Origin of the sequence: Salicibibacter cibarius, from assembly GCF_016495725.1 — a bacterium.
Lineage (GTDB): Bacteria > Bacillota > Bacilli > Bacillales > Marinococcaceae > Salicibibacter > Salicibibacter cibarius.
The window spans coordinates 3,451,786-3,474,421 of sequence record NZ_CP054705.1 but is presented as its reverse complement, the minus strand read 5'-3'; the positions used below and the strand labels follow the sequence as shown (position 1 = coordinate 3,474,421).

At 42.5% G+C, this 22,636-nt stretch carries 24 protein-coding genes and 4 riboswitches; all 24 genes read left to right on the top strand.

The genetic code is table 11. The annotated features are described in order from the left end of the window. Positions 1 to 283 precede the first annotated feature (283 nt). The 24 genes from HUG15_RS17600 to HUG15_RS17485 all read left to right on the top strand — a co-directional run bounded on the left by HUG15_RS17600 (position 284) and on the right by HUG15_RS17485 (position 22,535). Positions 284 to 1,471, top strand: coding sequence for a helix-turn-helix domain-containing protein (locus HUG15_RS17600; RefSeq protein ID WP_200124333.1), 1,188 nt, complete (start codon positions 284 to 286; stop codon positions 1,469 to 1,471). A gap of 163 nt (positions 1,472 to 1,634) precedes the next feature. Continuing rightward, positions 1,635 to 3,038 (top strand): amidohydrolase family protein, encoded by a 1,404-nt coding sequence (locus HUG15_RS17595; protein ID WP_200124332.1) that lies wholly within the window; start codon positions 1,635 to 1,637, stop codon positions 3,036 to 3,038. A gap of 417 nt (positions 3,039 to 3,455) precedes the next feature. Next, complete coding sequence (locus tag HUG15_RS17590) at positions 3,456 to 3,815, top strand: Na-translocating system protein MpsC family protein (RefSeq protein ID WP_200124331.1); 360 nt, start codon at positions 3,456 to 3,458, stop codon at positions 3,813 to 3,815. 300 nt (positions 3,816 to 4,115) lie between these two features. Beyond that, positions 4,116 to 5,591, top strand: a complete 1,476-nt coding sequence (locus tag HUG15_RS17585) for a dihydroorotase (protein ID WP_200124330.1) — start codon at positions 4,116 to 4,118, stop codon at positions 5,589 to 5,591. Between the two features lie 2 nt (positions 5,592 to 5,593). After that, positions 5,594 to 6,184 carry a cysteine hydrolase family protein gene (locus HUG15_RS17580; protein ID WP_200124329.1) on the top strand — a complete coding sequence of 197 codons (591 nt, stop codon included), beginning with the start codon at positions 5,594 to 5,596 and terminating at the stop codon, positions 6,182 to 6,184. Between the two features lie 46 nt (positions 6,185 to 6,230). Next, positions 6,231 to 6,779, top strand: a complete 549-nt coding sequence (locus tag HUG15_RS17575; RefSeq protein ID WP_246516386.1) for a UbiX family flavin prenyltransferase — start codon at positions 6,231 to 6,233, stop codon at positions 6,777 to 6,779. Then, positions 6,748 to 8,091 carry a UbiD family decarboxylase gene (locus HUG15_RS17570; RefSeq protein ID WP_200124327.1) on the top strand — a complete coding sequence of 448 codons (1,344 nt, stop codon included), beginning with the start codon at positions 6,748 to 6,750 and terminating at the stop codon, positions 8,089 to 8,091. The genes HUG15_RS17575 and HUG15_RS17570 overlap by 32 nt, the downstream gene beginning before the upstream one ends. A gap of 21 nt (positions 8,092 to 8,112) precedes the next feature. After that, positions 8,113 to 8,376: a BMC domain-containing protein gene (locus HUG15_RS17565; RefSeq protein WP_200124326.1), complete on the top strand. Its 264-nt coding sequence runs from the start codon at positions 8,113 to 8,115 to the stop codon at positions 8,374 to 8,376. A 14-nt stretch (positions 8,377 to 8,390) separates the two neighbouring features. Continuing rightward, positions 8,391 to 9,317, top strand: coding sequence for a hypothetical protein (locus tag HUG15_RS17560; RefSeq protein ID WP_200124325.1), 927 nt, complete (start codon positions 8,391 to 8,393; stop codon positions 9,315 to 9,317). 34 nt (positions 9,318 to 9,351) lie between these two features. Next, positions 9,352 to 9,804, top strand: a complete 453-nt coding sequence (locus tag HUG15_RS17555) for a BMC domain-containing protein (RefSeq protein ID WP_200124324.1) — start codon at positions 9,352 to 9,354, stop codon at positions 9,802 to 9,804. An 18-nt stretch (positions 9,805 to 9,822) separates the two neighbouring features. Further along, positions 9,823 to 10,101: a BMC domain-containing protein gene (locus HUG15_RS17550; RefSeq protein WP_200085461.1), complete on the top strand. Its 279-nt coding sequence runs from the start codon at positions 9,823 to 9,825 to the stop codon at positions 10,099 to 10,101. Between the two features lie 2 nt (positions 10,102 to 10,103). Beyond that, a complete protein-coding gene (locus HUG15_RS17545; protein WP_200124323.1) occupies positions 10,104 to 10,844 on the top strand; it encodes a hypothetical protein in 741 nt (246 codons plus the stop codon). Between the two features lie 13 nt (positions 10,845 to 10,857). Continuing rightward, positions 10,858 to 11,139 carry a EutN/CcmL family microcompartment protein gene (locus HUG15_RS17540; RefSeq protein ID WP_200124322.1) on the top strand — a complete coding sequence of 94 codons (282 nt, stop codon included), beginning with the start codon at positions 10,858 to 10,860 and terminating at the stop codon, positions 11,137 to 11,139. A gap of 5 nt (positions 11,140 to 11,144) precedes the next feature. Further along, positions 11,145 to 12,962 (top strand): adenine deaminase, encoded by a 1,818-nt coding sequence (gene ade / locus HUG15_RS17535; RefSeq protein ID WP_200124321.1) that lies wholly within the window; start codon positions 11,145 to 11,147, stop codon positions 12,960 to 12,962. Between the two features lie 13 nt (positions 12,963 to 12,975). Beyond that, positions 12,976 to 13,662, top strand: coding sequence for a cyclase family protein (locus HUG15_RS17530; protein WP_200124320.1), 687 nt, complete (start codon positions 12,976 to 12,978; stop codon positions 13,660 to 13,662). A gap of 31 nt (positions 13,663 to 13,693) precedes the next feature. Further along, positions 13,694 to 14,356, top strand: a complete 663-nt coding sequence (locus HUG15_RS17525; RefSeq protein WP_246516385.1) for a DUF1989 domain-containing protein — start codon at positions 13,694 to 13,696, stop codon at positions 14,354 to 14,356. Then, a complete protein-coding gene (locus tag HUG15_RS17520) occupies positions 14,307 to 15,431 on the top strand; it encodes a M20 family metallopeptidase (protein ID WP_200124319.1) in 1,125 nt (374 codons plus the stop codon). Before HUG15_RS17525 ends, HUG15_RS17520 begins: the two co-directional genes overlap by 50 nt. 103 nt (positions 15,432 to 15,534) lie before the next feature. Next, positions 15,535 to 15,640, top strand: a riboswitch (glycine riboswitch). 2 nt (positions 15,641 to 15,642) lie between these two features. Then, positions 15,643 to 15,719, top strand: a riboswitch (glycine riboswitch). A 198-nt stretch (positions 15,720 to 15,917) separates the two neighbouring features. Then, entirely contained in the window at positions 15,918 to 16,838 is a 921-nt protein-coding gene (gene lipA, locus HUG15_RS17515; RefSeq protein WP_200124318.1) for a lipoyl synthase, read from the top strand. 90 nt (positions 16,839 to 16,928) lie between these two features. Next, positions 16,929 to 17,036, top strand: a riboswitch (glycine riboswitch). Positions 17,037 to 17,039: 3 nt separating this feature from the next. Continuing rightward, positions 17,040 to 17,114, top strand: a riboswitch (glycine riboswitch). A gap of 65 nt (positions 17,115 to 17,179) precedes the next feature. Beyond that, the gene (gene glyA, locus HUG15_RS17510; RefSeq protein ID WP_425504016.1) at positions 17,180 to 18,436 is read left to right on the top strand and encodes a serine hydroxymethyltransferase; all 1,257 of its coding nucleotides are present in this window, start codon (positions 17,180 to 17,182) and stop codon (positions 18,434 to 18,436) included. A gap of 13 nt (positions 18,437 to 18,449) precedes the next feature. Next, positions 18,450 to 18,971 (top strand): serine dehydratase beta chain, encoded by a 522-nt coding sequence (locus tag HUG15_RS17505; RefSeq protein WP_200124316.1) that lies wholly within the window; start codon positions 18,450 to 18,452, stop codon positions 18,969 to 18,971. A gap of 18 nt (positions 18,972 to 18,989) precedes the next feature. Then, entirely contained in the window at positions 18,990 to 19,847 is an 858-nt protein-coding gene (gene sdaAA, locus HUG15_RS17500) for an L-serine ammonia-lyase, iron-sulfur-dependent, subunit alpha (RefSeq protein WP_200129033.1), read from the top strand. A gap of 14 nt (positions 19,848 to 19,861) precedes the next feature. Next, positions 19,862 to 20,236, top strand: coding sequence for a glycine cleavage system protein GcvH (gene gcvH, locus HUG15_RS17495; RefSeq protein WP_425504015.1), 375 nt, complete (start codon positions 19,862 to 19,864; stop codon positions 20,234 to 20,236). 30 nt (positions 20,237 to 20,266) lie between these two features. Next, positions 20,267 to 21,625, top strand: a complete 1,359-nt coding sequence (dsdA, locus tag HUG15_RS17490; protein ID WP_200124314.1) for a D-serine ammonia-lyase — start codon at positions 20,267 to 20,269, stop codon at positions 21,623 to 21,625. Positions 21,626 to 21,788: 163 nt separating this feature from the next. After that, positions 21,789 to 22,535 (top strand): DUF6904 family protein, encoded by a 747-nt coding sequence (locus HUG15_RS17485; RefSeq protein ID WP_200124313.1) that lies wholly within the window; start codon positions 21,789 to 21,791, stop codon positions 22,533 to 22,535. Positions 22,536 to 22,636: the final 101 nt, after the last annotated feature.

Sequence of the window (22,636 nt, the reverse complement as noted above, 5' to 3'; positions counted from 1 at the left end):
ATTCAGGAAACCATCGCAAGTGTATTTTATCAATATATTAAAAAATTCCAACTTTTAATTTTATTCACCCTTCCTTGACAACATTATTGTTTCGCCTGTACTTTAAAGGTTAATATAAAGTAATCATTTTCATTTATCAATAAGTCATTTGAAAAAGCCCTACGTATGGAGGTGAATGACGAAGAATGATTAAAATCACCAGTAAATTCCGAATGTTAAAATGGTGATTTTGACTATTATCAACCCCCTTTTTCTTTTTTATAACTTACTAGAGGTGTTTAATATGCAAAATGAATTAAATCTAATCACTATACAAGAAGCAATGGATCTTTTACATGTTAGTCGCTCAACCATCGATAGATGGCGAAAGTTTAAAGGGCTTCCCTATATAAAAATAGGTAAGGAAATTTTCTTTAACGAGAAAGATGTGCATGCATGGGTCAAGCAACACACAAAAATAGAAGATAATTATGAGGATCAAATAGATCAACTTCAAACCATCATAATTGGATATCAAAGTCAAACGGCCCATATGTGGAGTTCCCTTATTATGAAAGAACTTCGCTTGTTTGAAGAAGAAATAGCCTTAAATTATCCGAATCGCAGGGTAAATATTCAATGGATCGATGCCACAAATGGCTTGGAGCTAGTAGAAGGCATAATTTCCGGGGGAGTTCATATTGCCTCATTAGGGGATTATCCAATAATCATGAGCCATCAAATCAGTAACCTATTGCCAAAATTCCGCCCCGTATTACTTTGTTTTGATGGAAAAACATCACACAGCTCAGGGATATCCCTTGTTATCCCAAAAGGAAAAAAATATCGAGACTTGTTCCATTCAAGGGGAACTACAATTACTACGGTTGTAAATTCAAGCGCGAGTCACCGTTTAAATCAGTGGTTACCGAATACTAATTTTGATTATGAAATCATTAACCAAGATATGAATTCAAGTTATTCAAATATTATGCAAGGGTGTGTTGAAGCGAGTGTCATGTGGGAACCATATGTAAGTCTTTCCCGATTACAAGGTGCTAGGACTATTGACTATGAAAGTATTAACGATGATTATTTGACAGGGGTTATCGCTCAAGAGCAATGGGCACAGAAGAATGATGATTTAGTAATCGCTTATTTAAAGGCGCATATTAGAACTCATCAAATTGCCCGTAGCTCCCCTTTAAAGGTCGCAAAAATCATTAGTAAATCTATTGGGATTCAACATTCAATTTCTACAGATATCATTTCCAAAGTTAGATGGGATGCAGCAGTATATCACCAAGATCTAAAAGCTCTAAAAAACTTATTGAACCATAATAAATCATATTATTCGTATGATGGATCCCCGAACAACATAGATATTAATTATCAAGGTTATTATATGGATGAAGCTTCAAAACAATTAAATTTACACAGGCTATTCGACCAGCCTCTAGACGGGAAATGGGATGCAGAGATATTATATTAAAAATGCAAAAATAAGGATAATTTGTTCTTTGCTAATCATTGACATTCATATGCGCTCAATATTTGTTGATCTGTATGAATCGTGTATTAACAACTGGTATTTTGAGTAAAGAGATTTATAAAAACTATATTTTAAAAAATTAGCCGCGAGGTGGAATCTCACAATGGTATCAAGAATTGAACTGAATCCTGAAATCTTTTTTGCGCAGCGCCTTTTGATTACTCCGGAACATCTTATACTAAGTCATGGATCTGTTTCCAATTATGCTGTGGTAATTGAAGAGGGATATTTCTCTGAGGTTGGTCCTGTAGAGGACTTGCTATCGCGTTACCCTAATATAACCAAAATTGACCTTCCGGGTTTTGCTATGATGCCAGGTTTTATTGATGCTCATCACCATCTTACGCAATCATTTGGTAAGGCGTTGGCCTTCGGAGAACCTTCAGAAATTTTTAAAAGAGTCTGGGTGCCACTAGAAGGTAACCTTGATGCTGAGTTAATGTACCTTTCAGGAAAACTGGCAGCACTTGAATCTCTGCGTGGAGGGTTTACAACTGTTGTTGATGCCGGAGCTCGTACAGAAGGCGGTTTAGATCCCCTTGTAAAGGCTGTATCCGAAGTTGGTATCCGGTGCGTTCTTGGCATGATTTCTAATGATAAAGGTGCCTCTTCCAGTGATCAGAATAAGATTCTAAAGCAAGCTGAAAAATATCTTAATGAATGGGAGAATCATAGCCTGGTACACCCTTCACTTGCTATATCAATACCTGAAGTAGCTACTGATCATATGATTTATACTGCTTCTAATTTATGTAAAGAAGCAGGCGCGGTTTTCCAAACGCATGTCAATGAACATCTTGCTTCTGTTGAACGTTCTTTAATTCAGCATGGTTTAAGACCGCTTGAGCATCTACATTCAATTAAAGCGCTGGGTCCCCAAACGTTAGCTGCTCACGCTACTTTATTAACCCCAGAAGAAATTACCATGTTGCAAGAAAGTGGTACTGCTGTTGCTTATAACCCTGTTGCAACTCAATGGAAGGGAAATGCTGCAGCACCTGCATTACATATGCATGAACTTGGTATTCGCATCGGGCTTGGCACCGACGCTACACGAAGTGATGGATTTAGATTGATAGATGCTGCCGAAGCAACCCATAGGTTATCATATGGTCTTCAAGTAGGTGATTTTTCCAGTGGTGGAGGGTGGACTTGGTTTGATCAAGCAACTACAAGCGGTGCTGAAGCAATTTCTTTAGGAAACCTAACGGGTGAAATAGCATCGGGCAAAGCTGCAGATTTCTTGCTCGTTGATGTGGACATCCCGGAGTTTCAACCATCAAGAGATCTAGTTTGGGAATTTACACGGTTTGGTAATCGTGATCAAATCGTTGGTGTGTTCGTATCCGGTAAATTACGTCTTTGGGAAGGATGGCCTGTCGACTGGGATGGAAAAGCATTAATGCATGAGGTCTCACAACGTACTAATGAAGCGATCGAAAATGCTCCTATTAAAAAAATACACCCCCATTCAAGTGAACATCGTAAAAAACGGAAAAAGCACTAAAGCTTGTATTTATTGTCTATTCATATTGATGAATTCCACCTAAGTTGGAAAAATGACTTCAAAAAAGGGCCCCCTCATGAACAGCGTAAAACCCTTATCACCTGGGGAGCCACTCTCTAGAGGTTTTTGCTATTCAACCGAAATTTTAAGGACAGTACACACCACCTTAATTCAAAAATCCCGCAAAACCGCATTATTATTCCAATTTTCGGGATTTTGTTTGCCCGGGGATTACAGAACTGCTTCATTATGAATAAACTTAATTAAAATTATGAATGAGAAGTCAATGGAAAAGTATTGACGTTATTCAAGAGATAGTATAATATTAAAAACATAGAAATATTTTAATTGTTTTCAAATGGCGTATAACTTTGTCACATGTTCTCCAAATATCTTTTATGCTTGGAGGGGTGATTGATGCTCGAAGAAGTTTCTGACCCGGCAAAAAATAATCTGAAAAAAGAATTATCGCAAATTTATAACAAAATCAACAAAGAAGTTCATGGATTAGGGGTGAAGAAACAAAAGATCGAGACATTTGATAACACTGTTGTGATTTTCGGAGAACATAAGCGCAACCCAGCTTTAAATGCTCTTAATAATCAGTATAAAGAACTGACTTTGGCAGCTGATGCGGCGCTTGTCATGGAATTTAAGGACAGATTGAAAGCAGAGATCGAACGCCATCTGGGAATAGGAGTCTTCACCGTATTGAAGGATTTTGATCCTGAATCCGAATACGCTTGTACGGTCATTCATTTTAAAGAAAACTTTTAGATTTAAGATTAATAAGAACTAAATGAAAAGGGAGAATCTAAGGCGATTTACTCGCTATAGTTCTTCCACCTAAATGTTATGCGGGAGCTTATTCTCTGTTTAACCGGTGTAATGAGAAACCGTAGATGTAGAAGGTGCACACTTATGCCTTCTTTCATCTACGGTTTTTTATTTTACACTTTAAGAATGTTTGCCTTTGTTAAAGGAGTAAAGTATAAGAAAAGACTTAGACTTTCGCCATTCTTGGCGAAAAGTCAAGTTTTTCTAATAAATATCATTATAAAAGAAAGGGAGTTTTTTATGGATTTAATCATGAAAAATGCCAATATTCCGCAGGGAGACAGACAAGTATTGACGAATATTTTGGTGAATCAAGGCACAATCGTTGGTTTCACTAATTCTATAGAAGGTATAGAAGCTGACGAAATATTTGATGCACAACAGAATTTGGTGGTTCCGGGTTGTATCGATCCACACACCCACTTTATGGAGCCGGGATTTAGTCACCGTGACACGTTTGACGCCGCTGGGCGATCGGCAGCAAAAGGAGGCCTAACATCTCACATTGATATGCCGTGTACAACAAAACCGTCTGTACGCAGCCGCGAACAATTCCATGAAAAATTAAATTCGATTAAAGATAAAGCTGTTATTGACTACGCTTTCTGGGGTGGCATGACAGGAGAAGATGTTCGGGAAGGATTGCTTCACAATATTCAACCTCAAGTAGACGAAGGCGTTGTTGCTTTCAAAGTCTATATGACACCTTCTGTTCCGACGTTCCCACCGGTATCTGATGCGGAAATGCTTGAAATCTTCCGTCATGTCGCCCCAACAGATTTGCCAATCGGGGTTCATGCAGAAAACCTTGACATTTGTACATTTTATTCGAAAAAGCTTGAAAGTGAAGGAAGGGAAGATCCAGTTGCTTGGTCAGAAGCGAGAGGGGTTATTGCAGAAAAAACAGCGATTGAACTTATTTTAAGTTTTGCCGAAGAAACGGATGCTAGGGTTCATGTTGTTCACATGACTTCAAAAAAGGGAGTCGAGCTTGTTCGTGAGGCGAAGAAGCGTGGCGTTAAGGTGACATCAGAGACGTGTCCCCAATATTTGGTGCTAAATGCTGAAGAAGCGATGAATAAATGGGGAACGTTTGCAAAAATTGCGCCGCCACTACGTGGCAAAGAAGACAATGAAGCATTTTGGCAAGGACTTGCAGATGGCACGGTAGATTTCGTCGGAACGGATCATGCACCTTACAACATTGAAACCGAGAAAAAAGGTTCGACTATTTGGACCAGTTTCCCCGGTATGCCTGGGGTAGAACAAATGGTACCGATACTGGTAAGTGAAGGCTTGAATAAAGGGCGTCTGTCATTGTCCAGGTTTGTGGAAGTTACGAGTCGTAATGCTGCCATTCACTATGGGATTTACCCCAAAAAGGGAGCGATGGAGCTTGGAAGTGACGCAGACTTTACTGTGATCGATCTAGAACGGAATTATACGATCGACAAGGATAATGTATTAACGGAAGCCAAATATACCCCCTTCCATGGCATGGATTTGAAAGGTATTCCTGTACAAACCATCGTTCGGGGAAAGATGGTCTATAACGCTGATGACGGCGGAATTGTAAGCGAACCTGGTTATGGGAAGTACGTGGAACGCCAAAGCATTCAACGTCTTGACCGTGAATTAAAATATGAAACGGAAAATACGTTAGGTCAAAAGGTAGATGTTACAGATAAAGAAAAACAATTCACAGGAGGTATTTAAACATGGGCGTAAAAGGAAACAAACACGCAGTTGTTGTTATCGATATGTTGAATGATTTTATTGCAGAAGGTGGGGCATTACGGGTTGAGAACAATGAAAAAATTGTCCCTAAAATAAGAGAAATGGTTGATTTTAGCCATGACAATGATATTCAGGTCGTTTTTATTCAAGAAGCGCATCGAAAAAACGATGCTGATTTCAAAGTAAGGCCTGTACATGCCATTAAGGGTACATGGGGATCAGAGTTTATTCCTGAATTGCAACCGGAAGAAGACAAGGGGGATTACATCGTCCAAAAAAGGCGTCACAGTGCTTTTGCCCATACCGATTTTGACCTTTTTCTACGGGAAGAGGGCATTGACACCGTCGTGCTTACAGGAAATTGGACGAATGTTTGTGTCAGGAGTACCGCCTCTGATGCCTTGTATCACACGTATAATGTTGTATGTTTGTCGGATGCAACTGCTTCCAAAACTGACGAAATGCATGAGGCAGGTTTGGTAGATATCGGTATATTTGGTGAGGTGATGACAACAGAGGAATACAAAAAGGCTGCGATACAGAAATTCTCCCGAAACAAACAGGCCAATTAAAACTCCTATGAGAATTATTGTAGGAATAACAGGAGCTAGTGGATCTTTGTATGCTTATACACTGATCCACACCCTTCATCAATTAGGCATTGAGACGCACGTTATTGCGACCGAAACGGGAGATAAGGTGATGCAATACGAATGCGGTGTCAATATAAAGGATATGCATCAATTTGCTGAGGTTCATGATGACGGAAACTTGTTTGCTCCAGTGGCGAGTGGTTCTTTTCAGACGGATGGTATGGTTATCGTCCCTTGTTCAATGAATACATTGGGGGCAATCGCGAATGGAATTGGCGATACGCTTCTAAGTCGCGCTGCTAATGTTGCAATGAAAGAAAAACGACAACTCATTGTTGTCCCTAGAGAAGCCCCTTTTCATGTCATCCATCTGCAAAACATGACAAGATTAGCTGAAGCAAACGTGTCCATAATGCCTGCGTCTCCGGGATTTTACCACCGTCCGAAAGAAATATGGGAACTGGTTAATTTTATGGTTTCTCGTATATTGGACGGACTTAACATTGATCACAAACTTATCGACAGATGGGGGGAGAAAAATAGTGAACCCCGTATCAATGAGAACATTGATTGAGAGTCTGGAAAACAGAAATCTCCTCTATCGTATCAACAAGGAAGTTGATCCTAAATATGAACTGGGGGCTGTTGTTAAAACCAAAAATGGTCAAAAACCTTTTCTGTTTGAAAATATTAAAGGCTACCAATCTTCAATGGTTGCGGGATTGGGTGGGGATAGAGAACTAATGGCCGATAGCATAGGTGTTTCATCATCTGAACTGATTCCATCATTAATTGAAAGCATTGTTCATCCAATGAAAACAAACACCATACAATCTAAATCAGCTCCTGTCCATGAAAATGTAGTGTTTCCTCCCTTTAATTTGGACGAACATTTCCCCATTCCGACTTTTCATGAAGAAGATTGTGGACCATATTTTGTTTCCGGTGTATTAGTCGTTAAAGAGCCGAATGGACAAAAAAGGTATACATCAATCCGCAGAATGGGATTTATAGGTGTGAATAAAACAAACATCGCGATTACTTCGCCTGAACTTCAACGTCATTATTCAACATTTGAGAAAAACAACGAACCGTTGGAAGTTGCAATCATGTTTGGCGTTGTTCCAGCTGTCGTGCTCACTTCCCAAGTCAGTACACATTTATTCCATACAGATAAGTTGGATGTAGCCAGTGCATTGCTTGGCCAACCATTAGATGTGGTTCAATGCCGAACGGTAGACCTCGAAGTTTTGGCGGAAGCTGAAATCGTCCTTGAAGGACGAATGTTGCCATATGAACGTGATTCCGAAGGAACATTTGCTGAACTCGGGGGTTATTATGGAGGCGACATGGAGCAACCAATTGTGGAAATGTCAGCGCTAACGTATAGAAAAAACGCCATTTCGCAAACGATTTTACCAGCAAGCGCAGAAGAAAAGCTGCCAATGTGTCTGGTGCGTGAAATGACCTTGTTAAGCACGGTCCGACAGGTCGTAGAAAATGTGCAAGCGGCTCATGTGACAATGGCTGCCGCTGCCCGCCTTCATGCCGTTATTCAAATCGATAAAAAGACGGATGGTGACGGTAAACAAGCAGCAATGGCAGCGTTTGCAAGTGACAAGGACTTAAAGCATGTGGTTGTTGTGGATGATGATGTTGATCTATATAATCCTGAAGATGTTGAATGGGCAATTGCTACAAGAGTCCAAGCTGACATAGATGTAATGATCATGCCTGGGGCTAAGGGATCACCCCTGGAAGCATCTCACAATCTAAGGGGAGTAACTGCAAAAATGGGTGTTGACGCAACTATTCCATTAGCCCAAAAAACGGAATTTAGGCGAGCATCTATACCTTTGGATATTGATTTAAATGATTATTTGTAAACGAATTAGGGAGGGAGACTTGTGAGTGCAATTGGGTTAGTTGAAACAAGGGGGTTAACCGCGGCAGCCGAAGCTCTGGATTCGATGGCGAAAGCAGCTAATATTAGTTGCCTTGATTTAAAAAGAGTCGGATCAGGCTTAATCACTGTGATTATCGAGGGGGACGTTGCCGATGTGAATTCTGCGGTTGAAATAGGAAAATTGTCGTCTGAGCGTGTTGGTGGAGAATTAATATCAAGTAATGTAATCCCCCGGCCACATACGGAACTTGAAAAATTATTGTAAGGAGTGGCGCGGCGATGTCGGATTTTATGAAAGAGGTCGTTGGGCAAATCCTCAGCCCAAAACAAGCGAATCCCTCCACTGACGAGGGGGACAGATCAATTTTTCAACGCGAGATAACTGACAGCCTTTCGAATGAATCCATAAAACGACCGAACTATCAATTAGAAAACAAAACAAAACGATTGTCAATGACTGCAAATGAACAGGCGTCTCCTGTTTCTAAGAATTCACAAATAAATCAACCGAATGTAACGGTCATCCCAAACAGCCACTCAAGTAATGCATTATCTAAATTACAAACGATGTCTCTTACAAAGGGCGAAGCTTACAATCAAAAAGCAAATGCCTCCGGGTATGCCGAAATGATTGGAAAGGCAAATACTGGGGCGGGAGCGTGGTTTTTCCCAAAGCTATCTAAAGGCTTGGAGAAATTCTTTTATCGAACCCCGCAACAAGGCGTTAGCGCAGGGTGCGTAAACTTTCCCGAGTGTTATCCGAGTCAATTAATGTTTGTAAATAACATCATCAGAGAAAACCAAGAAGTTAAGTATCATCTCGAATGGGATAAGAAGAATAAAGGCGAGTTTTTACTAGAGATGTTTTATGAAGATGAACACTGGTTAAAAAATACCCTCAAGCAATTGTTCCAAAAAATAAATCGAAACACGATGAAACATTATGAAGTGTTTAAAATTGATTATCCGAGCACGTGGCTATCTAAGCAACTAGGCATCAATTATACGGTTGAGGGGTTATGTTTTGTTGAAGGCCTTCCTTATTATAGCAACATTTCATTGTTGGATCATGTATTGAAGGCAATGCCGGAAGGGACGCTCAACTATCATGTCGAAAACGAGTATTTACTTGTCTCGGGAAGTCAAAACGAAATGACAGAAGCCGAGGCAGTATTCAAAAAAAATGGAGGTCAATTTATAGGATGACTAGCTAAGCCTTAATATGAAGGGGGTGGACGTAATGATTGCGCTCGGGTTAATTGAGACGATCGGATATACAACAGCAGTTTCTGCAGCTGACGCAGCAGTGAAAGCAGCTGATGTTGAGATTCTTGGCAGTGAGACGGTCATTGGCGTTAGCGGTGCTGTCGGAGTCACGATCCATTTAAGTGGAGATGTTGCGGCGGTTACTTCGGCGGTTGAAGCTGGAACAAATGCTGGTGAAAGTGTCGGAACAATAGTCTCATCGCATGTGATCCCGCGTACACATTCAAATGTTAAAGACGAATTAATAGATAAGTTCATGGGCAAAACAGTTGAAAATACAAAAAATCTATCAAAAAGTTCTCAAGAGAACTTACCGAAAAAAACGGACAGTCAGGACGAAGAAAAAAAGGAAAAGTCCACAAATAAGAAAACAGAGCAACAGGATGAGGATTTAAAAAGCAAAAATGGTAAATCAAATAAAACTTAAATCAAGGAGGAAATCATTATGGGTGAAGCCTTAGGATTGGTAGAAACAAAAGGTCTTGTCGGTGCGATTGAAGCTGCGGATGCGATGGTAAAAGCAGCTAATGTAGAAATATGCGGATACGATAAAATCGGTTTTGGGTTGGTCACTGTTATGGTAAGGGGAGATGTTGGTGCTGTAAAGGCAGCAACTGATGCCGGGGCAAATGCAGCAGGAAGAGTTGGTGAACTGATTTCAGTTCATGTCATTCCGCGCCCTCACAGTGAAATTGAACGCGCTCTACTCTCCAAAGGTGAATAAACATGAATGAAAACAGGCAAAGTGCTGTTGTCACTTACACTTTGCAAGCACTTTCACAAAAAAACAAAATGGAGCCAGAGTTTCATAAACATCCGCAAATCCTGGCTCTTCTTTCCCATCATATGATCGGTATGGACCGAGGATTAGCTGCGTTAAAATTATTAAAATCAAGTGGTGCCACAATCTATATAAGTATGGAAGATTCAGTATTGGATGGTTTTACTAGAGAAGACATACACGCATTAACAGACATTGATGCATTTATTCCGTGCAGTGAACTAGGCGTAGCAAAGGAGCGGTTTTCTTCTTTTTTTATACCTGTATTATCCTTTTCGCTTATATCAGATATATTGGCTTTTAACGATCACCGTCCATTCTCCCATATTATATTATGGGGGTTATTGAAAGGGAGGAAAATTACTGCTCTAGACATTGGTTCAAACCCTTACCATTCTTTATGGGCTCAAGACGGATTGAATCATGGGAATTCGTTCTTAAAAAATGAATTGAATAATCAAATGCATAGACTCAGGAGTTTTGGGGTTAAGTTGTTTTCAGATGAAAAAGAAGTCAATCGATATTTCTATTCTCGAACTAAAGATAAGACGATTATAAGTGCAGAAAACATTGAACAAATAGTATCACAATCACACTATGAGGTTATTATCGATTCCAATACTGTCATTACCCCTCTTGCCAGAGATTTAGCACTTAAAAATAACATTCAAATACGTGAAGAATGAAAGGACACCTGATATGGAAATCGGTATTGTAGTTGGCACTGTAACAGCGACAAGAAAGGACGAAAGCCTTGTCGGAGCAAAAATGTTGGTTACACAGCCGGTGGGGATTGACGATCAGCCAAGTCAAGCGCAACCCATTATTACAGTCGATACGGTAGGTGCAGGGGTTGGTGAAAAAGTGATTTTCGTGAAAGGAAGTATTGCATCCAGAGCGTTTGATAATGATAATGCGCCTGTCGATGCAGCTATAGTCGGCATTATTGATATGTTGGAATGCGATTATGGGAAAGGGTGAACGAAATGGAAGCGGAAAAGTTTAAGGAAGCGATTCAACGTCGTAAGTTGATTGATGTATTGTTGGACCATCATCTATTTGCTGATCTTGTACTTCAGGGTGGTTACATCATTAATACGGTAACACGGGAAATTTATCAAGCAGATGTCGCTATCAAAGATGAATACATTCTACTTGTTGGGGACGCCAAGGATTTAATCGGGTCATCAACAACCATTGAAGATGTAAGGGGAAAATTCATTAGCCCCGGATTTATTGATTCGCATATGCATTTTGAAAGCTCAATGTTGACAGGCACGGAATTTTCAAGGCTATCGATTCCAACGGGGACCACTACGCTTATCGGAGACCCGCATGAAATTGGAAACGTCCTTGGCGTTCATGGGATGCAAGAAATGATCAAAGAAGCCAAAACATTGCCGAATCAAGTATATTTTACCGTCCCGGCCGCTGTGCCGGATGCGCCCGGGCTAGAAACTGCCGGGGAAGAAGTCACTGCTAAACATATGAAAGATTTATTGAATGATGAAAATGTACAAGGGATCGGAGAAATTCAAAGCTTTAGTAATATTCAACCCGTCTACCAAAATGCTCCTGAGCTCATTGATGATTTAGTAGCAGCGGTGTCATATGCCAACAGCATTGGGAAAACAGTTGAGGGCAACGCCCCGGCGTTGTTCGGCAAAGAATTGGCCGCTCATATTATTAGTGGGGGTACACATATTTCGTGCCATGAAACAACAACAAAAGAAGAAACCGTTGAAAAACTTCGTTATGGCGTTAGTGTATTTATGCGTGAAGGTTCATCGCAACGGAACATGGCGGAATGTGTCCGTGCCATCAAAGAAGAAGGGCTTGATTCGAGGAGAGCTATACTCGTTTCTGACGATATGGCTGCTGATGATTTATTAAAAGATGGCCATATGAATGACATTATTCGAAGGACAATCGCCGAAGGGATCGACCCCGTTGAAGCAATTCAAATGGCGACAATCAATCCTGCCACACATTTTGGCTTTAAGGATGTAGGCATATTGGCCCCGGGGAAACGTGCCAATATTGCGGTTATCGATAATTTGAATGAAATGACCATTGATAAAGTTTATTTAAATGGAAAGGCGGCAGCCGATAATGGTCAATTAACGATAGATCTACCTTCTTATACGTACCCGGAAAGCACAAAAACGTCAGTAAAGAGAAAAAGGGTAAAAACCGAAGACTTGCATATCACAACGAATCGAAATAGCAATAAAGCCCGAGTTAGATCGATTGTTGCTATTCCTGATCAAAATTTAACAGGTGCAGAAGAATTTGATTTAAATGTTTCCGGCGGGGTCGTCGAACCTTGCCTCAAACAGGATGTTCTTCCTCTCCTAGTCGTCGAGCGTCATGGTAAAAGTAACAGAATAGGAAAATCGTTTTTACATGGATTTCAGTTACAGAGTGGTGCGATTGCCGAAAGTGTTGCTCACGATACACATAATATTATCGTCACCGGAACCAACTATGAAGATATGGCCACGGCCGTCAATCGGGTCATAGCGATGAACGGTGGAATTGCGATGATAAACGAAGGAAGAGTGATCGGCGATTTACCATTAAAAGTTGGAGGGCTAATAAGCGATGAATTAAACGGGAAAGAAGTGAGTGAAAGAGTAGATGAAATGTCACGCTTGGCTAAAGATGAACTAGGGTGTGGCATACATGTTCCGTTCATGCATCTATCTTTCTGGTCGCTCGTAACAAGCCCTGAGTGGAAGATTACTGACATGGGTTTAATTGATGTCAATCAATTTGAAGTGTTGTCTACTGTAGTAGAATAAGGGGGTTCGACCTATGAGTAATGTTAAATTAGTAGACTTGTCGCAAGAGATTTATAATGGTATGCCTGTGTTTCCCCTTCACCAAAAAACCTTTATTTTTCAGAATAAAACACACGAAGAATCTAAAAAGGAAGTTGGGTTTGAATTTGCCACTTATAATCTCTTGATTAATGAACATGGCCCAACACACACGGATGCAATTTATGAGTTCGACCCGAACGGAAAGAAACTTGATGAAATGTCACTCGAATATTTTTACGGTCCATCCATTTGCCTAGATGTGTCACATGTTTCTCCTGATGATTATATTACGGCGGGTGACCTTGAAAACGCGTTGCAAAGATCAGGTCAAGTGTTGGAAAAAGGGGACATTGTCCTTTTGTATACCGGTCATTATGACCGGGCATATGGAACGGATGAGTGGCTTACACGTTATGCAGGCCTGGATATAGAGGCTTGTAGATGGCTTGGAGAAAAAGGTGTCGTTAATATAGGCGTCGACGCGCCGGCACCTGATAATCCTAAGGACCCAAACTTTTCCGCCCATCTTATATGCCGTCAATATGAAATGTCCCATATTGAAAACTTATGTAATTTAGACCAAATTGCTGGGAAACGTTTTTTATATTTTGGATTGCCATTAAAGATTCGCCAAGGCACGGGTTCGCCGATACGGGCAGTAGCTGTGTTTTTGGAATAAGACTAGGTGAGCTATTAAGGAGGTCAGGTGTATGGTTGATGGTGGAGGTGTACGAGAAGAAATTTTCATCCCCCCCTATGAAGGAAGAAGTGTAGAACTTAAAGTTGGAGATGAATTAGTTCTCATTGACGTGGAAGGAAAACAAGTTGGAGATTTTGTTTGTTTTAATAAACATGACATAGAGGAGTATGTGTCGCCGGTTCACATGCGCGCATCATTAAGTAGCATTCGTTTAAAAGAAGGTGATGGATTATACAGCAATAAACGGCGTCCGCTCATGGAATTTGTCCAGGATACGGTTGGCAAACATGATTTCTTCTTCCCTGCCTGTGATTACTACAGATATAAAATGGATTTTGGCAACGAAGACCATCCTAACTGCCATGACAATTTAAAAATAGCCCTGGAAAACCATGGCATACATCCTGTGAAAATTCCGGATCCTATCAATTGGTTTATGAACAATGTTCTTGATGAACTGGGAGATTATACAATTCAGGAACCGTTATCGAAGCCGGGGGATTATATACGGCTTAGGGCTACAGAAGATGTTGTCATTGCATGTTCAACCTGTTCGCAAGATATGGAGGCTGTTAACGGTTGGCAAGTAACGCCATTAAAAATGCAAATAATGGGGGCAGTAAGTGAACGCGGTACAATTTTTGCAAAAGTTGATAAGGATAAATTCCTCTAATCCACCGGGTAATGAATCGAAAATTTCCGAACTTCTTGCAGAGCGCTGTAAGGAAAGTGGTCTGCCATACCAAATAACTGACTTAGGACAGAATCGAAGTAACTTTAGCATTCACCTAAAGGGGAAAGATCGCCGCGAGCTATTCTTTTGCGGGCATATGGATACGGTTTTACCCGGGGAGCAAAAATGGGATTACCCGCCATTTGAAGCTAAAAAAGTGGAAAATAAAATATACGGCAGAGGGGCCTCAGACATGAAAAGTGGTCTTGCGGCCATGTTTCTAGCCATTGAATCATTATATTTGCAAAACGAAGAGCTGCCTCACGACATTGTATTTCTTGCTACAGCAGGGGAAGAAGTGGATAGTTGCGGGGCGAGACAGTATTTGGAAGATCATGATGTGTCAAATACTGCTGCAATGGTTATCGGTGAACCAACCCGAGAGAAAGTGGTTGTCGGTCATAAAGGCGCGCTATGGGTTAAAATTCTCACTTTCGGAAAAACAGCACATGGTGCCATGCCGGATCGAGGGATTAATGCCATTGAACGGATAAGGGAAGTAATGGCGATCCTTGATGAATGTCGCCTTGAATGGAAAATAACTGGTGCTCCACTTGGGGAGAGTAGTCTATCGATTAATAAAATAGAAGGCGGGCTCCAAGCAAATGTTGTTCCGGATCAATGCCATATATACGTTGATATTAGAACAATTCCTCCTCAATCCCACAATGAAATTTTTATGGAATTAAGCAGGAAGTTGGAGGAACTTTTTAATGAGGAGGATAGCTCTGCCTTTAAAATGGAGGAGTTGCTAAATAGGCCCGGGATCTTGACTGAATCTTCAAGTCGAATCATTCAGACTGCAAAAGATATTAAAGGTACTGATAACGATGTTTACGGTGTTTCTTACTATACGGATGCAGCCGTGTTGAATCCCGAAAGTACCATCCCAACACTTATTTATGGTCCAGGTGACGAGCAGTTGGCTCATCAACCTAATGAATATGTGGACGTTGACGCTTATTTGCGATCGATTGAGTATTATAGAAGCCTGGCTCTGGCATTTGAGGCATAGGAATTTAGACAATGTCATAGAAACATGTGTAAGTATAATTTTCAAATAATCATTGCTTTACAACGCCTTTTTTGCTAAACTAATATCAAATAAATATTTGCGAATGAACATTGTGGGAGAGATCGACGTAAGCGTCGGCACCGAAGGGGCAACATTCACATAAATGCCTTGTGAATGAATCTCTCAGGTAAAAAGACTGCAATGGGACGCATCTCTGGAGAGCGCATAAGCCACCAAAGGGGTAAACTCCGTCACGGGGAGTTGAACTCTCAGGTACAAGGACAGAGAAAAGGTGTAGAGACCTTTTTCTGTCTTTTTTGTTTGTCCCGAAGCCCCGTTGGAAGATGAAAAAGGGAAGCCAATCGGGGATGGTGGAGAGTGATCCCTTCGCCGAAACCATTACGCATTTTGGGAGCTGACACGATTCGGGGGGATTGTCCGAAAATGATAAAATAGTTATTCGTCTGATGCAAAGGATGTGATCAAATGGAGGCAAAAGAAACGCACGTTCGCAAGCCGGATTGGTTAAAAATAAAGTTAAACACGAATGAATCCTATAAAGGCCTTAAGAAGATGATGCGCGAAAAGAAATTACATACGGTCTGTGAAGAAGCGCGCTGTCCAAACATTCATGAATGCTGGGCCGTAAGGAAAACAGCCACATTTATGATTCTTGGGGATGTGTGTACGCGCGGGTGCCGATTTTGCGCGGTGAAAACGGGGCTGCCAAATGAACTTGATTGGGGCGAGCCGGAACGAGTCGCCGAGTCGGTGGAACAAATGGGATTAAAACACGTCGTCATTACGGCTGTTGCCCGCGATGACCTTAAAGACGGGGGCTCAAGGGTGTATGCAGAAACGGTTCGCGCCGTCCGCCGCCGCAATCCGCTTACGACGATTGAAGTATTGCCTTCGGATATGATGGGGCTGCATGACAATTTACAAACGCTTATGGAGGCGCGCCCGAATATATTGAACCACAATATTGAAACGGTCCGGCGCTTAACGAAAAAAGTTCGCGCACGCGCGACGTATGATCGTTCCCTGGAGTTTCTTCGCTATTCCAAGGAGTTGCATCCCGACATTCCGACGAAATCAAGCCTCATGATCGGCCTTGGGGAAACGCCCGAAGAAATCGAAGAAGTCATGGATGATTTGCGTGCCCACGATGTGGATATTATGACGATCGGGCAATATTTGCAGCCGACGAAAAAACATTTGGATGTGCAAAAATATTACACACCCGAAGAGTTTGCGCGTTTCAAAGAAATTGCCATGCAGAAAGGGTTCCGTCATTGCGAGGCAGGGCCTCTCGTTCGTTCTTCTTATCACGCCGATGAGCAGGTCAACAAAGCACAAGTATGGCAAGAAGCCGCGAAATACCAAGGCAGTGAGGCTTTTGTGTGAGTGGGGATAAATGTATAAATAATTTCAAAATAGTGTTGCATTAAGGTGTTTGCTTTGCTATGATAATAACAAATTGAATGAAATTTGCGAATGAACATTGTGGGAGAGACCGACTTAGGCGTCGGCACCGAAGGGGCAATATTCACATAAAAAATCCTTGTGAATGAATCTCTCAGGTAAAATGACTACAATGGGACGCAACTCTGGAGAGCGCTAAAGCCACCAAAGGGGTAGGCTCCTTAAACGGGAGTTGAACTCTCAGGTACAAGGACAGAGAAAAGGGTGTATGCCTTTTTCTGTCCTTTTTTATTTGCCCAAAAATAATTTTAAATGGAGGGATTTTGATGAGTTTAAAAGAAAACGATGCAACTATTTTTTCGGCAATTGAGGGAGAGCGGGACAGACAGCATGACACACTTGAGCTAATAGCGTCAGAAAATTTTGTGAGCGAAGATGTCTTGGAAGCTATGGGATCGGTGATGACGAACAAATATGCGGAAGGCTATCCGGGGAGAAGGTATTACGGCGGATGTGAAAACATGGATACTGTCGAGAATGTGGCGATCGAACGATTGAAAGAACTGTATCAAGCCGATTATGCGAATGTGCAACCTCATTCCGGAGCCTCCGCCAACCTGGCTGTTTATTACTCACAGTTAACACCCGGGGATAAGGTAATGGGGATGGATTTATCCCATGGGGGGCATTTGACGCACGGCAGTCCTGTCAGCATTTCCGGCAAGTGGTTTGATGTTGTTTCTTATGGCGTAAGGGAAGACGATCACTTGATTGATTACGATCAATTGGAAGATCAGGCAAAAAAAGAAAAACCGAAACTCATTATCGCCGGTGCGAGTGCTTATCCGCGGGTCATTGACTTCGCAAAATTTAAAGAAATTGCCGATAAGGTTGATGCAAAACTGATTGTCGATATGGCGCATATTGCCGGACTTGTTGCAGCCGGCGTTCACCCATCGCCGGTGCCTTATGCGGACGTTGTAACGAGTACGACACATAAAACATTAAGAGGGCCTCGCGGAGGGTTTGTTTTAACGAATGACAAAGAGATGGCAAAAGGAATTAACAAGGCTGTTTTCCCCGGCCTGCAAGGCGGGCCATTAATGCATGTGATTGCCGCAAAAGCCGTTTCCTTTAAAGAGTCCCTCCAGCCGTCATTCAAAACGTATGCCAATCGGATTGTGGAAAACGCAGTCACACTCGGAGAGACGTTAAAAGAGAAAGGCGCTGCCCTCGTTTCAGGCGGAACCGATAACCATTTATTGCTCGTCGATGTCCGTCCATGGAACCTTACCGGAAAAGAGGCAGAGCAATTGCTGGAAAAAGCCGGCATTACGGCTAATAAAAATACGATTCCGTTTGATCCGGAGGGACCGTTTGTGACGAGCGGGATTAGAATTGGCACAGCAGCGCTTACAACACGGGGGATGGGAAAACAAGAAATGATTAACATTGGCGAAATTATTGCCGATGTCCTGGGAAGTAACGGCAATTCCGATGTCCTGGAACAGGCGAAAAACAAGACGAATGACATTTGCAAAGCCTTTCCTCTTTTCCAACAAGAAGCACGTGTTACTTGAGAGGAGTGTAGAGATGGAATTTCAAAGCTGTTTTGATATTATCGGCCCCGTAATGGTGGGGCCGTCCAGTTCTCATACTGCGGGAGCGGCTTCCATTGGCCGGTTTACGTACGAACTCCTCGGCCGCTGCAAACCTGAAAAGGCCCGCATTACCTTGTATGATTCGTTTGCGCAAACGTATCAGGGCCACGGCACCGACAAAGCGCTGCTTGGCGGTTTGCTCGGGATGGGGCCAGAGGATACCCGGATTAAAGACGCCTTGGCTATCGCAAGTGATGAAAACATCGATTACTCATTTTTGCTCGAAAAGGATCAATGCCCTTATTACGATCATCCGAATACGACAATCATCGTTGCCGAGGCTGGATATCGGCACGTAAAAGTGGGTGGCGTTTCCCTTGGCGGCGGTTTGTCGCATATCTTTCTCATTAATGATGCGGAAACGACGATTCGTTTAAGTACAGATGACGACTTTCGTTCCATATGCAATCGCTTGCCTTTATATATGCTCACCAATGATAAACGGGAGGTGTAACGTGTGCCATTTGATTCAATGGAAAGTTTGCTTTCACACTGTGAGGCGAAAAACGTAAGCATTGCTGATGCGATGATCGGCAAGGAAAGCGAAAAGGCGGAAATGACGCGTGAGGATATTTTCCATAAAATGAAAGATCGTTTAATAAAAATGCAAGAGGCCGTCGAAGCCGGGAAATCGGACGGCTCCCCTGCCCCAAGCGGCATATCAGGCGGAGATGCGTTGAAAATGGGGGAATATATAGACCGCGGGGACACACTCTCCGGCTCACTCATTACCGGGGCCATGCGTTACGCGATGGCAACGTCTGAATGCAATGCCAGAATGGGCGTTATTGTTGCGACCCCGACGGCAGGTTCAGCGGGCGTGCTCCCGGGGATCTTGTTTTCCCTTCGCGACAACGATAATTATTCCCTTGATGCGCTAACGAATGGACTGTTTACTGCCAGTGCCCTTGGCTATATTATCGCCAATCGTTCATTTATTTCAGGTGCTGCAGGTGGGTGTCAGGCAGAAGTCGGATCTGCAACAGCAATGGCTGCAGGTGTAATCGTGGAATTAAAAGGGGGAACGCCTAGGCAAGCCGTACACGGGACCGCGATGGCGATGAAATCCTTGCTTGGGCTCGTGTGTGATCCGGTTGGCGGTTTGGTGGAAGTGCCATGCATTAAACGGAACGTCATCGGCACATCGATCGCATTTTCTTCCGCGGATATGGCGCTCGCGGGCATTGAAAGTCGCATCCCGTGTGATGAGGTGATCGAAACGATGTATCGGGTCGGGAGCGAAATGCCTCGAACCTTACGGGAAACATCCCTTGGGGGGCTTGCAACTACACCAACAGGTGAAGGTATCAAACGTAAATTATATAGCTAAAAGGAGTACCTATGATGAGTAAATTGTATAGCAAAGAACATGAATGGGTAGAAACGTTAGAAGAAGGCATTGTGCGTATCGGAATATCGGATTACGCGCAGCAGGAACTTGGAGATATTGTTTTTGTGGAAATTCCGGAAGTCGATGAAGAGGTTGCCGCGAACGAAAGCATCGGCACCATTGAGTCGGTGAAAACAGTTTCGGAAATATACGTTCCGATTTCCGGAACGGTTGTGAACGTAAATGAAAGATTGGAAGATGAACCGGAGTTAGTCAATGCCAACCCGGAAGATGAAGGCTGGTTGGTCGATGTGAAAATGGCTGACCGTGATGAACTTGAAGATCTAATGAATGAAGCGGAGTATCATGCTTTTACCGAAGAAGGCTAAGTCGCTCTTAGTATCGAGGAGGGTTTGGCCATGAAGAATCGGGTGTTGGGCGAACTAATGGAAAATTGGACAAAAGCATTTCCCCTTCTTGAAGACATCACAGCGTTAAGGCCAGTATGGTGGGAAAACCCATACAAACAAAAATGGACGGACGCTTCTGCTTCCGGATGCTCCGTAAGCGCGGCAGATATGAAAGAAGCAGCAGGCATGTGGATGCGGTTTCGTCCCTTTATCGAAAAAATGTTTCCGGAAACGCGTGAAAATGATGGGAACATTGAATCTCCCTTGCGCCCCATTCCGAATGTGCAAACGCAACTTGAAAATCATTATAAAAGAAACATCGAAGGGACTTTGTATTTAAAATGCGACAATGAATTGCCGATTGCCGGATCCATAAAGGCGCGCGGCGGGATTTTTGAAGTCCTAAAATATGCGGAAACATTGGCCATTGACAACGGGATGATCACACAGCAGGAAAGCTACGAAAAATTTGCCTCTCCAGCTTTCAAGCGTTTTTTTAATCAATACGCCATTGATGTGGGTTCCACCGGCAATTTGGGCCTTAGCATCGGGATCGTCAGTGCCGCGATCGGCTTTGACGTCTCTGTTCACATGTCCGCGGATGCCAAACAATGGAAGAAAGATTTGTTAAAGGAAAGCGGAGCCAACGTTTATGAATACAGTGCCGACTTCAGCAAGGCGATTAATGAGGGGCGGAAATTGTCCCTCGAGAATCCGAACGGATACTTTGTCGACGATGAAAATTCCCGGGATTTGTTTTTAGGTTACAGTATCGCGGCGTTCGAATTGAAGGCACAACTTGACGATCTAAACATCCGTGTGGACAGCGATCATCCGTTATTTCTTTATCTCCCTTGTGGCGTGGGAGGGTCTCCGGGGGGATTGACTTTTGGCCTCAAACAATTATTTGGCGATAACGTTCATTGTTTTTTTGTTGAACCTACGCATTCTCCCTCCGTCTTAATCGGTCTAATGACGGAAAAACATGAAAAGGTCAGTGTCCAGGATTTTGGTATCGACAATGTAACGGAAGCGGATGGCTTGGCCGTCGGAAGACCATCAAGTTTTGCGACGGCAATTAGTGAGAAACTCGTTAGCGGCGTGTATACCGTCGAAGACGATGAGCTGTTTAAAATGCTTGCCTTACTGATGCACTCTGAAGGTTTAAAAGTGGAACCCTCTGCCGCTTCCGGTTTGCAAGGACCGATACAATTATCAAAACACCCTTCCTATATCGAAAAACACGGCTTATCCTCCAAGATGAAGGAAGCAACCCATGTGGCATGGGCAACTGGCGGGTCGCTTATTCCGAATGAAGATTGGGCGCGCATCTATCAAAAAGGAAACAACTTATTGGGTGAATCTTGAAAGCGGGGTCTCGGTTCGAAATTAAAATGATAAATTTAGAAGGGCTTTTCACAATGTGAGAAGTCCTTTTCGGCGTCTTAAACATGACCAAAGATGCTGTATTTTTGGTATAATGAAGTGAATTAAAGCCAGAATCAATAACAAAAGAAATGAGAGACACTTTATGATCTACGTTAAATCAACACCAAATTATGCAGGCGTCTCCATTCACGGTGATTTTTTTGATTTTGAGGCCTTATATGATGCATTGCACACCGTGGTCGGAGAAGAAGACGAATTTATTCGTTACGAGGAAGCACGTCTTCGAGTCCTTGGGGTTTGCTATGACATTCGCTATGCCCTTCTGGGAGCCCGCGATATTACCTTTGTTGAAAACGGGATGGATGCGGACAAGATGAAATTTTTTTCAACGATCACCTCTGATAAAAATGTGTATTTATGCGCCAATGTTCTATGGCCGGAGGTCTTGTTTGTCACGATGGCGCTGAATGATTTCATCAGACTGTATGCCAAGAAAATAACGAAAAAACACGTTAACCTGATGGATCAAAAATTGATGTGGGACGGCGCGATTGCCCAAGTCAAAGGATTTCAAGCCGCCGTTATTCAATGTATAAAAGAGAATGTTTCTGACGCTGCGTTTCGGCGCACGATAAACTTAATGGCTAAGGATTATACCTGGTTTGACGCGTATGCCACTCAGTATGTGGACTTGTTGAATATCAGATTTATGGACATGGATGTGGAAAAACGGAAGAAAAACATCACAATCATGGCGAAAAGACTGGCGGAATATGGACAAGAATATCGAGATGTGGAAGGTGAAGTAAAACGAGCGGCCAGAGAATATGAATGTGATGTTGGTGAAATCAGGTTGGCATTGGATTATCCGGACGATTTAGATTGGTAGACGTTCCCATTTATTGTGCAGCGGCATGCCGGAGATTAACAAACCCGCTGGGCGGCTTTTCATTGAGTGTCCTCAGAGAGTCGTTCTGCGGATTGCAAAAG

Bases quoted from the DNA above. Each gene is read 5' to 3' on its own strand.
- HUG15_RS17600 (WP_200124333.1), top strand. From the start codon at position 284: ATGCAAAATGAATTAAATCTAATCACTATACAAGAAGCAATGGATCTT.
- HUG15_RS17595 (WP_200124332.1), top strand. From the start codon at position 1,635: ATGGTATCAAGAATTGAACTGAATCCTGAAATCTTTTTTGCGCAGCGC.
- HUG15_RS17590 (WP_200124331.1), top strand. From the start codon at position 3,456: ATGCTCGAAGAAGTTTCTGACCCGGCAAAAAATAATCTGAAAAAAGAA.
- HUG15_RS17585 (WP_200124330.1), top strand. From the start codon at position 4,116: ATGGATTTAATCATGAAAAATGCCAATATTCCGCAGGGAGACAGACAA.
- HUG15_RS17580 (WP_200124329.1), top strand. From the start codon at position 5,594: ATGGGCGTAAAAGGAAACAAACACGCAGTTGTTGTTATCGATATGTTG.
- HUG15_RS17560 (WP_200124325.1), top strand. From the start codon at position 8,391: ATGTCGGATTTTATGAAAGAGGTCGTTGGGCAAATCCTCAGCCCAAAA.
- HUG15_RS17555 (WP_200124324.1), top strand. From the start codon at position 9,352: ATGATTGCGCTCGGGTTAATTGAGACGATCGGATATACAACAGCAGTT.
- HUG15_RS17550 (WP_200085461.1), top strand. From the start codon at position 9,823: ATGGGTGAAGCCTTAGGATTGGTAGAAACAAAAGGTCTTGTCGGTGCG.
- HUG15_RS17545 (WP_200124323.1), top strand. From the start codon at position 10,104: ATGAATGAAAACAGGCAAAGTGCTGTTGTCACTTACACTTTGCAAGCA.
- HUG15_RS17540 (WP_200124322.1), top strand. From the start codon at position 10,858: ATGGAAATCGGTATTGTAGTTGGCACTGTAACAGCGACAAGAAAGGAC.
- ade (WP_200124321.1), top strand. From the start codon at position 11,145: ATGGAAGCGGAAAAGTTTAAGGAAGCGATTCAACGTCGTAAGTTGATT.
- HUG15_RS17530 (WP_200124320.1), top strand. From the start codon at position 12,976: ATGAGTAATGTTAAATTAGTAGACTTGTCGCAAGAGATTTATAATGGT.
- HUG15_RS17525 (WP_246516385.1), top strand. From the start codon at position 13,694: ATGGTTGATGGTGGAGGTGTACGAGAAGAAATTTTCATCCCCCCCTAT.
- lipA (WP_200124318.1), top strand. From the start codon at position 15,918: ATGGAGGCAAAAGAAACGCACGTTCGCAAGCCGGATTGGTTAAAAATA.
- HUG15_RS17505 (WP_200124316.1), top strand. From the start codon at position 18,450: ATGGAATTTCAAAGCTGTTTTGATATTATCGGCCCCGTAATGGTGGGG.
- sdaAA (WP_200129033.1), top strand. From the start codon at position 18,990: ATGGAAAGTTTGCTTTCACACTGTGAGGCGAAAAACGTAAGCATTGCT.
- gcvH (WP_425504015.1), top strand. From the start codon at position 19,862: ATGAGTAAATTGTATAGCAAAGAACATGAATGGGTAGAAACGTTAGAA.
- dsdA (WP_200124314.1), top strand. From the start codon at position 20,267: ATGAAGAATCGGGTGTTGGGCGAACTAATGGAAAATTGGACAAAAGCA.
- HUG15_RS17485 (WP_200124313.1), top strand. From the start codon at position 21,789: ATGATCTACGTTAAATCAACACCAAATTATGCAGGCGTCTCCATTCAC.